General features: G+C 68.1%; 3 protein-coding genes and 1 pseudogene. 3 read left to right on the top strand and 1 reads right to left on the bottom strand.

Annotated features, from left to right (window positions below; translation table 11 throughout):
- Position 1 precedes the first annotated feature (1 nt).
- On the bottom strand, positions 2 to 760 hold the full coding sequence (locus tag DBO33_RS41025) for a hypothetical protein (protein WP_107661039.1): 759 nt from the start codon (positions 758 to 760) through the stop codon (positions 2 to 4).
- 186 nt (positions 761 to 946) lie between these two features.
- Between DBO33_RS41025 and DBO33_RS41020 the strand changes: the two genes are divergently transcribed.
- From DBO33_RS41020 to DBO33_RS41010, 3 genes and pseudogenes are all read left to right on the top strand, one after another.
- Positions 947 to 1,126, top strand: coding sequence for a hypothetical protein (locus tag DBO33_RS41020; RefSeq protein WP_107661038.1), 180 nt, complete (start codon positions 947 to 949; stop codon positions 1,124 to 1,126).
- A 235-nt stretch (positions 1,127 to 1,361) separates the two neighbouring features.
- Positions 1,362 to 1,700 carry a hypothetical protein gene (locus DBO33_RS41015; RefSeq protein ID WP_159080756.1) on the top strand — a complete coding sequence of 113 codons (339 nt, stop codon included), beginning with the start codon at positions 1,362 to 1,364 and terminating at the stop codon, positions 1,698 to 1,700.
- Positions 1,701 to 1,729: 29 nt separating this feature from the next.
- A pseudogene (locus DBO33_RS41010) lies at positions 1,730 to 12,640 on the top strand (hypothetical protein); the annotation flags it as partial.

The following is a 12,640-nucleotide window of genomic DNA, read 5'->3' as shown; positions in this document are numbered from 1 at the left end:
GTCATACGGATCCGCCAGTGAGACCTGTTGATGTCAAATAGGTTTGGACTGTCGGCCCGTGCCAAATGAAGGTGTCGCCGAGTTGAGTTACTGCCAGTGATCGAGCTCGTGGATGGGTGCGGCAATGACGGTGCCATTCGGCAGCGTCGCGCATCCCGGCCTCCTTGGCGCAGCGTCGCGCGGTCCAGTCGTCAGGTCCGAGCTGTGCGTTGCGCACCAGTGCCCGATTACCGCTGCCTGGCTTGTTCGTCAGCCACTGCTGGTACTCGTGGGCTCGGAACCACCGCAGGTGCACGAATTGCAGCGGCACGTCGGCTGCGGTCATTTCGGCGGGGGATAGTGGGTCGGGTGCGGGATTCGCACGGGTCTTGCGGGAGACCGCGATCCGGAACGCGTTGACCGAGTACTTCTCCGATTCCGGCAGTTCCGGTTCGTTGCGGGCGGCTCGAGCTTGGTCGTCGCGGTGGCGGGCCGCCGCGACGCACTGCTGTTCGGTCATCAATCCGTGTCGCTGACCCCACCGAGCGGCATCGGGTTCCAGTAGTGCGGCGGGCCACTTGGACATACCGAACGCGCGGGCCACGGCGCTGGGCCATTTCAACAGCTTGTCGGGGCCGCTGACGCCCTTGAACCGTTGATCCTTTGCTCGGTTCATCGCTGAGCGAAATGTGACCACGCCGATATGCACACCAGCGATCTCGGAGGCTAGCGCGGCGGCTTCCCCGGCTGACAGCAGAGTTTCCTGCTCGGTGTAGGTCACCCGCGCATTATATGCACATCCTTTCGTTATGGCATTAATCTACGAGATAACTCTGCTCACACACCATGTGCTAATCCTCGTGGGCAATTCAATGAAGTGGCATGCAGCAGATCAGGTGCTGTAGCCTGTGCCAGATCGTCTGCAACGCAACGGATCTGGATAACGAAAGGGATTAGGAGGTGAGCGATGCTGTCGGCGTTCTTGCTGCTCGCGGCTCTAATTGGGCTGTTCGAGGGAATTCGCACACGAAGTGTGAAAAGCGGCCTGAAGAGCTATTGGCTAGTACTGCTGTGGCTCGCAAAATTCCTCTGCGTGATCGCGCTGGCGTTCCTGGGCGCGATCGCGGTGGGTATCGGATCATCCTGATCAGTGCCGGAGGCTGGGGCCGGCAGCGTCCTGCCGGTCCTGGTGGCACACCTGCTGTGGGTTGAGCACTGAATCGGGCGCGCTGAGCTCCTTATCGTTCGGGCACTGATGTGCCGAGACATCGTTCCGATGTCGTCGGCCAAGGGTGTTCGAAGGGAGTGATCCGTGGCCGAGGTGGAACCACGCCCGCGGATCGTCGACGAGGGGCCGGGGTCGCGGAGGGTCAACCTCACCGGTGACCGGCGTGACGCCGAGGCAGGGAGCACAGCACGGCATGGACAGCAAGCGTTTGTCGACGAACGCAATCCCGACCGGGCCGCCGGTGCCGGATCCGGACCGATGGAAGTCCTGTCAGGTGGCGGCCAGTCCGCTGGCCGAGCAGATCGTCACGCGGGTCTGGGGGAGGGCACCGGATCTGGAATGGCAGGTCCTGGCGATCGTGCTGATCGCTCAGCGCCTGGAGGATCACGCCCCGACGCCGACGACGGCCGCCGATCCACTGGCAGCAGAACTGAAAGCCTTGATCGACGAGGCCTTCCATACGCTGAACCGGGCGGCGAACTCAACGACTTGATCTACCGCTGGTCACAGACCGTGCGGGAGATGGATTGGGTCCGCGCCGAGGGGCACACCGTGATGGCCGGCGCACTAGCGACCACCGTCGCGACGCTCGGTCAGCCCGGCGGACCGAGCGGCCTTGCCACGGCACCAAACCCCGACCTGGATGCACTACGCGGTCAATGGGCTGGCCTGCACACGAAGATTCGCTCCCTCGAGGACCAACTGCGCGCGGCCGGGGTCGACCCCGGGCACATCAACCACGACGTAGTCCTGAACATGGGGAACCCGCACCCTCTCGCCATTGCGGGGGCGGGCCATCGAGCACAGCCGAGCAGGCTGCGTAGCAGCACGGTTGGCCGCGGCACCGCAAGGGCGATGACAGGCGACCGGGGAGCAGTGGCACCCGCCACCGCACAAGCCGCGCTTGCGCTGGACATCAGCAAACATATCCGGGATGAGTCGGGTCCGACACCGGTCGTCGACCGCGATATCGACAGCGGGCCCCTGCCTCGCCGACGTTTGACCGGCGGCGGTTGGGCAGCGCCGCCGCTCAATCGCGCCTTCGAGACAGCGCCTGCTACCGCGGAGGACCCGCTCGCGACGGACGAGGTGGTCCGCACGCAGATGCTCGTACGCATCGTCGCTGAGGTCGGGACCGAGATCCTCGACCACGCCGAAACCTCCACTGACCGTGAGCAATTCCTCGCACGAACCCACCAGGTCGCAACAACTGCGTTCGCCGCGCATCTGCGCCAGATCCACCAAGGCAGCATCGGGACCAGTGCGGATCAGACGCATCGCATCGCCGGCGGGATCCTCGCCAGCATCGACTCATACCGATGGGTAGCGCATGAAGCCGCTGAACAGGCGTGGCACCATCGTTCGCGTACGCACGGCCCTCATCGACGGCTTATCGGCGAGCTCGCTGACCTGGTCGCTGCTGACGCAGGCTTGGCTGCCCCGGCCGCTGCGGTGCAAGAGGTCATCGACCACGCCCCCATCCTCACGGGCCTGCCAGAGCCTGAGCGGCAAACAGTCGTCCAAGCCGCACTGGACATCACCACCACGGCGACCAGCGTTGACTACCGCGAGCTCGGCCGCGGTGCTTCCGCATCATCGGACCAGGCCGACGTCGCTGCTGACCCCGACGCCAATCCCGTTGTCGCACATGCCCTGGCATTGTGCGGTGACACTGCAGCCGCCGGAGTGATCCGGCAGGACTTCGCCACGGGATGGAACGAGGGCCGCACCCAGAGTGTCGGTGCCACGGAAGATCTCGGCGATCCCGAGGCCGCTTACGCCGTAGCGGCCGAGAACGAGCAGGACCACCGTCAGCGGGAAGATTCGGAGGCGCTGTCGACGAGCGACGTCGCGATTGCCAGCGAAGGTGTACAGCTCGCCGGAGCCGACGAGTACCAGGAACCTGCAGCGACAGAGCCCGAGCATCATCACGACGCGCGAACCGAAGTGCCGCCACGCTCGCCGGTCGCGGAGGAACCGTCAGCTGCCCGAGTCACCATCACCACCGAAACCCCACACGCCGGTGAAGCCAGAACGCGGACGGACGAAGACCCCGCGAAGAAGGTCGACGAGCGTGCAGCGCCGCCGTCAAGCTCCGATCCGACACCCGCGACGTCTGCCTCGGTCCCCGATGACCCAGATCTGGTGCCACCAGCATCGACTCCGTCTCCCCCTCAGAGTGGTTCGCGGTTGGCCGACAAAGCCGAACGCAACCGGTGGATGGTGTTGGCTCGCACGTCCGGGCTTCCAGGTGAGCCCGACTCCTATCGGCTGACGATCCAAGCATTCACCGACGAAGGCTTGTTCCGGGCGGAACTGTGCTGGCATCTCGTTCCCAACTCGGGAAAGTACGTCTACAACCGCACCGCGTCCCGGCTGCTCACCCCCACGGGCACCAGCCGCGGTCCACTGCTAGGCGAGATCGACGACCTGCTCGATCATCTCGAAATACTCGACGTCGACCCGGCGACCGCCCCACCGCTACACACCCCGTTCACTCCCACCAACGAGCTGTCGAACACCGCTGCCGACGCCACGCCATCGTCGCAGATGTCACTGTTCGACCCAGGCGCCGACGAGGCAGCCACCGCCCCCGCCGACCAGCGGGAATCGCGCACCGCCGCGATGCCGGGCCCACCTGAACCACAACCAGAGGTCACCACCACCGAACCCGCCACCGACGGCCATCCCCTCCAGCCTGCTGCGCGGCGGCCGTGGCCCAATGAGCGCGGCAGCGACGGGTGGGGCACGGTGCTGCCGATCACCGCGCTCGAAATCCTCGCCAGCGCCGGTGAAGCCGGGTGGATCAGCGAACGTCTCGACGATCCGGCGCATGCCGAGGTGATCGTGTTGCGCCACCGCGACCCCGAGACCGGCACAGGCTATGACCTGCGCCTGGTCTGGGATCGCGGCGAGGACGGCTCACCGGCGTATGCGCCGCAACATTCACGCATCAGCCGCCTGGGCGACGACCTCACGCGCAGCGATCGCAGCGTCCCGCTGAGCCTGGTCCGGCGCGTCATCGCCGAGACCGCCGGCCAGCCACTACCGCCCCTGCCCGCCGGTGACGACACCGCCCGGCGGACCGCGCTGAGCCCAGATCAGCGAATCCTGTTGTGGGCGGCCACATTATGCCCCGGCAGCCTCGCCCTGACCCGCGCGATCGCCGACCCCGGCCAGTGGATCGACCACCTGTTCAAAGCGCCGTCGTTCGGGCCCGCACCCAAAGACGCCCTCGCACAGCTGCGCCCCGACCTGATCGGCCAGCACCTGAACATCGGTATCACTACCTATCCGGGGGTGGTCGACGGTGACCTGATCGAACTGCGCCCCGCGGGCCAGTTCTCCCTCGAGCCCGGTGACGGCGCCGAGATCGTGCTCACCCGCACCGAACTCGTCACATTCGCTGACTCGCTCACCGACGCCCAGCGAATCGCCCTGGAAAGCCCCGACAGCGGGCTCGCGCGTGCGCGGGTCATGCGGGAGCTGCTCGACATCGACGCCCTGATCCCCGCCGCGGGAGTCGACTCCACGGCCAGCAGCAGGGCCAACTTTCTCATCACCGACGCCGAACCGGCGGAACAGGACCACGCGTCTGCCGAGGGAGTAGATCCTCACGCCAGTGACGCCGGAGCTGTCGATAGCTCGGTGCTGGTAGCCGACGATGTCGCTGCGCCCGGCGACGCGATGCCAGCACTGGGCCTGCCGATCCTGGATGAACCGGCGAGTCGGCCGCGACGCCCACCCCATCCCGTGACGCTGTCGGCGGATCAGCGATTGTTGCTCTACGCCCATGGCGGGCTCGATAGCGCCCTGGGCAGCGACGCTGGGCTGGACAGGATGTTCCAATACTCGGGGGATCAGGGCAGCTTTCCGCCGGTGGTGCGGTCGCGGCGACCGGACTGGGAAGGCTGGAGCTGGCACAAGGAGAATTCCGCGCTCGTCGCGCGCAGCGGTGATCAGACTCAACACACCAAGCCGGCGGTTAAGCTCACCCGCCAACAGATCGCCGCGTTCGCCCAATCACTGGACCCGGGCCTGCGCGCGCAGCTCGCGGAATCCGACGGCCTGGCCGACGCCGAGCGTGAGATGCTGATTCGCTTCGCCTTGGACATCGGCGCTATTCCCGTCGCGCCCGCGACCGACGCCGCTGGCCATCCTCGCACGGCCACCGAACCTCACCCGTCCGCCGCCGCAGAAAAGAACGAAACCCCGCATCCGGCCACGGAGGTGAATCGGCCGGTCGAGCTCGCCGCCGAACCGACACCGTCGAATGCTTACCGGTACGAGCATCTGTGGCGGTCACTGCTCGAGCCGGCGGAACCCGTCGTGGCTCCGGAGGTTTCCGAGGCCGAAGGGCTCAGTGATCTGCTCGCCGAGGCGGTCGCGGCTGGCCGCCTGGTGGAGCTCATCTGCGACCCGGACCGGTTGCGGTTGGAACTGCGGGTACGTGGCTACCCGCGCGGCGGGCGACGCGAGGACTTGCTGTGCTGGACCCGCGGCCACCCCGCCGACGCATTCGAGTTCCGGGAAGACCTGTCGCGAGCGGTGTTTCATTCGGCTATTGGGCTCGGCCATGTCGATCCCAGCAATCCCGAGCTGGTTCGCCGATGGCTCGAACCCCGGCCCACGGTCGCAGGCACCGCGACGCAGCGCCGAGTCATCGACACCGCCGTCGCGATGGCGATGGAAGATGAACTGCTCGGGCGGTTCCTGGCGTATCCGGCGAGCATGTTCGCGGAGATCGTCGCGAGCCGCGCCGAGTTCGCCCTCCGCCTCAGCTTGTACGTGGCTGTGTCCAGCGACGTCCCTGACCTCAAAGAGGCGGCGCGCGCGGTGGTCGATGACCGGCTGCTGATCGCGCAACTGGCACGTGCGGCGGCCGAAACCCGTTGGCTGGCAACTCATCCCGGCGCCGATTTGAGCGTGCTGAGCAGTGACAGCACGGCGGTGAAGTTCTTCGGTCGGCCCAGCGATCTCGACGAGCGCCTTGGCGCAGAGATCGGCGCGCGTCGGCAACTGGTCGAACCCGAGCACATGTATAACGCGATGCGCGAACCGCTCGGGCTACGTGCGCGGCGGTATCTGGAAGTACGGACTGAGCGTCTGCGCACCGAGCTGGCCCAGCCGCACCCTCGACAGCACGTCGACCCGGAACGTCTACGGATCGAACTCGCCGATACCGACGCGCTGGGTTCGCAGTTGGCTGCCCAGGAGCCAGCCCTGGAGGTCGGTGCCCTTCCCGAGATCGGCGACGAGGCCGCGATCCTGTACATGGCGAGCCACTCGTTGATCGTGGACTCAGGCACGACCGACGAGCCGCTGTATTTGGTCGGGCCACCGCATGAGACACCGACCGCCCGCCTGGACCCCGGTCTCGTGCAGCGACTGATCGGCTACGGCGACCTCGAACCCGCCGCGGCCTCCCCGAGGCTGCGCCTGACCTCACCAGGTCGGGCGCGCACGTCGGCGCTGATGCGTTCGCGCCGCGGCGAACCCGCGGTGGGGGACCGAGTGGTGTCGTTGGTCAGCGGCCGCACGGGCATCGTCGGCGGCTACGAACACCCGCCGAAGCTCTGGCGGCGCGCGTTGGTCGCCCTCGACACCGCCGATCGTCCTCACTGGTTGACCGACAATCCATTGCCCGAACTGCTGCTCACCGTCGCACCGGCGGCGATGACGGTCCACGACGCCGTGCAGCACTACCGACGCTCCTCCCGCGCCGAGAACCACGGCGACGAGCCCGACGACATCGCTGTCGGCCATACGGACCTGGACACTCTCAACCCTGGGCTCGGTGAACAAGCTGCCGCGGCGCAGGCGTTGTTCGAGGTCGACCCCGACATCGCGCGGCCGGTCGCGCCACGATGGCGGTTCGAGGCGGTGTGGCGGCCGGTGCTGCCCGGCGCGGTTCCGCGGGTCCCCGAGGAACTCGCTCCCGTTCGCAGGTATGTGGAGTTTGTGGCTGCGCGCGGCTGGCTGATCGACGCCGGTTACGGCCCGGATCGCAACACCTACCGACTGGAGTTGGCCGGGGAGACGCAGCCTGACCCGACCTGGTTGCGGTTGCAATGGCGCAATACCCCGCACGGGTGGGTGCGCGACCGCGACCACACCTACGGCACCTGCGGGGGCCGCCGATTCACCTCATTTCCCGCTGACATCGCCGAAGCGCTGAATACGCCGGTGACTCCGATCCCCGCGGGGATCGAGATCGCGTTGGATGTGCTGGTCGGGCGGGCATTGGCCGACCCGACGCTGTTCGGCCTCGACGCCACCGACCGCCTCGCCCACCGCCAGGCCGCCACCACCCACATCGCGCACCGGTGGGACACCGTCCTCAACCAGCTGCAGACCTCGACGGCGGACCCGGAGCTGGCGCACGCCGCCACCGCGCTCGCCGAACGCACACTGCTGCGGCAGCGCCTGGCCGGCCAGGTCGCAGATCACGCCTACGCCATCCTGGAGTCCACCAGAACCGCGCTCGCCGAGCACATGTCCGAGGACCAGCGGCTGCTGCTGTCCACCGCCGGATGGGCAGACATGGCCCTCGCCGGCGGTGAATCAGGCCTCGACACGTTCTTCAACAGCCACCGCGGCGGCTCCATCTATTCGCGTGTGACCACGCTGCGGCCCGAATGGCGGCCACTGCATTATCTCGTCACTCGCAACGATATCCAGCTGTCCGAATCATTGGGTCCGGCACCGAAGTCCGAGCAACGGGTGAGGTTGCCGCGCAAGACCCTGGCCGCGGCGGCCGCGGAGGTGGACCCGATCCTGCGCACCCACCTGGGCAGCCGCGACACCCCCTACGTCGTGACCCGGAACCTGGAAAACCTGCTGCTCGGCCTGCACCTGCTCGCGGAAACACCGGACCCCGAACCCGAACCCGAACCCGCCAGCGCCGAGCCCGAGCTCACCGTCCCACACGAGGGCGACGAACCGGCCGAGGTCCCACCACCCCAACCCGCACCCGCTGCGGCGTCGAGCGACGCCACGCCGGTGCTGTCGCGGTTCCAGACGCTGTGGGGCCCGATCATCGCACCGCCCGCGCCGGTGCTGCCGCCGCAACCCGAGCGCTTCGAGGGCCTGGCCGAACTGGTCGATGCCGCCGTCGACGCCGGATGGGACACCATCCTGGCCGATCTCACCGGCGAACCGCAGCCACGGTGGGAACTGCAGCTGCGGGTCCAAGCAAGCTCGGGGCGGCACTATTTCACCCTGCCCTGGAACCTCGACACCACGACCGGGCACTACCGCTACAGCCCCGACGCGGCGACACGAGTGTGGATCCGCGGCGACGGCGGCATCGAACGCACTCGGCCGAGTCTGGAGATGGTGCGGCGCTGGGTCGAGGCGGCCACCGTCATCGACCGGCCCGCCGGCGGCAACGACCTCGTCGAGGCCGCAGTGACCGCGGCGATCGAGGACACCCACCTCGAACAGTTCCTCGCCTACCCGCCCACCCTGTTCGCCGACCTCGTCACCGCCCGCACCCACCACGTCATCACCGAAACCGTCGCCGCGCACCTCGCGGACGCCGATCCCGACAGCGACCGCGCCCACACCTACCGGCAACTCGCCGCCCACCACCTCCTGCACCACGATCTAGCACACGCTGTCGCCCTATCGCGTTGGCGGGCAGCCCATCTCGACCCCGCCGGACCGCTACCGCAGTTCCCGACACCGGTCACTGTCGCCCCTGGCGGTGCGCCCCAGCCGCTCGTTGACCTGCTGGCCGACGAAGCCGCCGCCCGCGACCAGCTGATCACCTCAACACCCCAGGTAACCGAGTTCACCTCCCGCGCGCAGCGCTACCTGAGCACGCGCCGTGACCGGCTGCGCGCCGAACAGGCGCTGGCGACCCCGCTGCCGCACCGCGACCCCGCTGCCCTGGCCCACCAGCTCACCGAAGAGCTCGCTGACACCGAAAACCTGCTCACTCCAATACATCCCACCGAGCCTGTCCCGGCCGACGAGGACCGCTCGGCCCCCCACGACGCCGACACCACCGCACAAGCCCGGGACAGTGGCGACGCAGCAACGCCGCCGACCAGAGGGAAGCTCGCACTCGAGCTGCCGTGCGCGATGACGATCACCCGCAGCTGGACCCTGCCGACGTCCGAAGGCCAGCCAACCACGTGCTCTCACAGGGCTGTTGGCGACGACGGCCAATCGTATGCGTTCACAACCACCGACGTCCTGCACGAGGCCGGAGCCCGCGTCCTGCTGACTGAAGGGCGCGGGGCATACCGCACCCGCCGCCTCGAAGGCGGAACCACGCTCCATATCGAGCAAGCAGCAGTGTCGGCGCAACCCGATCCCGGCACACCGCCGGTCGAACCCACCGACTCGACCGCCGCCCGTCAACCTTCCCCGTCGCCCACCGCAACCAGCGGACCGGAACATGATGGCGCCCAACAACTTCTACCATCCGAGCAGGCCGACGGCACAACCGCGGGCCCGGGCGAGGACCCGAAGACACCACCCCACCCGACCTCGAGCCCCCCGCCAGAAGCCGCCGACCTCGAGCGACTAATGTCCGCCGCCGGATGGAGCCTGTGGTACTCCAGCCCCAGCGACGACGGCAGCCACAGCCTGTGCATGAAATACGTGGCCACCGCAGGCCTGGAGCCGGGGTTCACTGCACGCTGGACACCGGGCGCGGATGGTCGGGTCGAGTTCAATCCGTTCCAATCGCATTGGCACAGCTTCGGGCGCGACACCCACGTCCTCACCGACCTCGCCCAGGTGCGGGCCGCTGCCAGCCAGCCACCTGCACACCTCGATGACGGCACCGCCCCGGAGCTGACCACCTTCGACGACGACGGTGCACCGCTGGCCACCGACATCGACGCCGACACGCACCTCGAGCGCGCGGTGAGCGCCGCGATCATCGACACCCTCGCAGCGGATCATCCGCTACTCCAGCTCGCCGAGCTCGGGCGCCTCGACACCTATCTGCAATTCGCCGGACCGATCACCGCCCACCAGGTGATCCCCGCAGTCATCGACCACTGGCGCCGCTCCGCGGCCGACGACCCGCAGACACGCCAAATCCTCGACACGGTCGAGCGCGCACACCCCGAGCACGCCGAACGCCTCGCCACCAGGGTGGCATTGCAGGTATGGGCGCGCGCTTTCCAGGCCCGGATGCTCACCAAACCGAAACGGCAGCCGACACCGGACTACCCGCAAACGCTGCAGTTCTGGACCAACCCGGCCACCGACCGCATCGAAATCTGCATCCCCGCCCGCACGAAGACCGCGCTCGCCGACATCGACATCGACACCAGCGCAGGCAAATCCACCCTGACCATCACCGGCAGCCCCACCACGCCATACCACCTCGCACGCCGCACCAGCGGCACCAGCGGCACCTATTCGCTCACCAAGACCGCCGACCTGAGCGGACTGGTCACCGCGGTCCAGACCCGCCCGGTCAGCACGAAGTCCTCACTCGAGCTGCCGTGCGCGATGACGGTTACCCGCAGCTGGACGCTGCCGACATTCGACGGCGAGCCGCTCGGGTTTCCCCACCTCGCAGTCGACGGCGACGGCCAGCACTACGCGTTCAGAATCAAGGACACCCTGCACCCGCCCGGCACCCGGATTCTGATGACGCGCGGGCGTGCCGCGTCCTATCGCACCACCCTCGACGAGGGCGGATTCACGATCCATGTCGAGCGGGCAGTCGTGTCGGCCCAACCCGACCCTGACACCTCGCCAGCCGTGTCCGCCGACGCGACCGCTGCACTGGACCCGCCTGCGGTACCCGCCGTACGCAGTGGGCTGGAGCCGGAACATGGTGCAGCACACCAGGTTCCCCTGCCGGAGCAGGCCGATGGTGCAACGGTGGGCCCGGGCGAGGCTGGCGATGGTTTCGACGAGATCTTCGAGCGGGCGGTTGCCGAAGCCCAGCGCGCAGCAGAGGCGACCGGCGGGGAAACAGTCTCCGGCCAGTGGCTGGAACTGGCCACGATGCTGCAAACAGATCCACGTACCGGTATCGCCTACCGTGCGACGCAGCAATCAGAGTTCAAGCGGGTGGGGCAGTGGTGGGTCGATCGCGCCACCACCGAGCTGGGCCGGCTGGGCTACCGTGTGCAGTCCCGCGGTCAGGGGTGGGGCCGCCAACGGCGTCTGCCCCAGATCGAGACCGACCACGACAACCAGCTGATCCTGCTGGATGCCCGGTTGCCGGAGGTCACCACCGCGTTCAACCTCGTCCACGCCGTCGCCGCCCTGCGACCGGGCCACAACGCATCCCACGAGGCTGACCGAGCACCAGAGGCCGGTATCGAATCCAGCACGGCCGCAACGGAACCGAACGTGTCGGCTCCATCGGTCGAGGTGGCTGGTGAGCGGCCGGACCGTGTGCGCGCGGCAGCTCTTTCCGGGTCGGGTCAGCTCGACGCCGAGGAAATGCTGCTGGTGTACGCGGCGGCGTCGGTGGCTTCGACGCGCTTCGCCGACGCCCTCGGCGACCCGACGAAGGTCGAGCAACTGCTCGGCGCGGAGTTCAGCGGCACCGTCCCCTCCCACGTCCTGGCCTGGCGGCCCCGCTGGGAGGGCTGTTCGATCATGGCCACCCGGGACGCGATCGCCTTGACCGGTGCCGGGAACCGCCTGCCCTTCGGGGTCGAGCCCGTACTGGTGCTGCGCGAGGAACTGCACGCGATACTCGACGCGGCACGCACCGACATCCTGCTCGCCGCGGACCAGGTCGCCGACTGGGTGCGCGCCGCACTGGCGATCGACGCGATCCCCGCCCAGCTCAGCTTCCACGGCGAGTTCGCGCCCCTCTATCCCGGCGTATGGCAGAGTGTGGCCACCGAACTCCACGCTCACGCCGCAATATTTCACCAGCCCGCTGACGCCGCCGACGCGCTGGAACGCGAACTGACCTACCGGCGAGCGGTCGCCGATCGCCTGGTCAGTGAGAAACTTCTGGTCGTTGGAACGCCCGCTGCCGCGATCATCACCCGCCAGCACCGGCGCGCGCTGGAAGAACTCGCCATCGCCGAGCGTGCTGTCGCGATCCGGGCCGCCTTGCACGCCAGCCTCACCGACGCTGCCCCCCAACTGACCGGCACCGCCGCTGCCGCATTGGACGGCGCGCTCAACACTGCCGCCACCGCCATTGCACGCGGCGACACCGCCGCCGCGATCCTCACAGAATCTGTTGCAGCCCTCGGCATTTCGGCAGAATCTGTCGATTCCGCGATCAGTGCGGCGGCGGTGGTCGAAATCGACGCGGTGCCCGCGCCGGCAGTGCTGCAGCGATGGCAGCTGCCGCAACCGCGGATCACCGCGCTCGGGCAGAGCAAAGGCGCTCTGGCGCGTGCGCTCGGCGACGCGGCCGAGAACTGCACCGATCCGGCGGGCCGGTGGGCGCTGGAGTTGGCGAGGACCGCGCTGGGCAACCGATCC

Source organism: Nocardia suismassiliense, from assembly GCF_900269665.1.
Lineage (GTDB): Bacteria > Actinomycetota > Actinomycetes > Mycobacteriales > Mycobacteriaceae > Nocardia > Nocardia suismassiliense.
This window is presented reverse-complemented; position numbering and strand designations above follow the sequence as displayed.

What these genes read in the sequence shown, in the direction of transcription:
- DBO33_RS41020 (WP_107661038.1), top strand. Translation starts at nt 947, where the DNA reads ATGCTGTCGGCGTTCTTGCTGCTCGCGGCTCTAATTGGGCTGTTCGAG.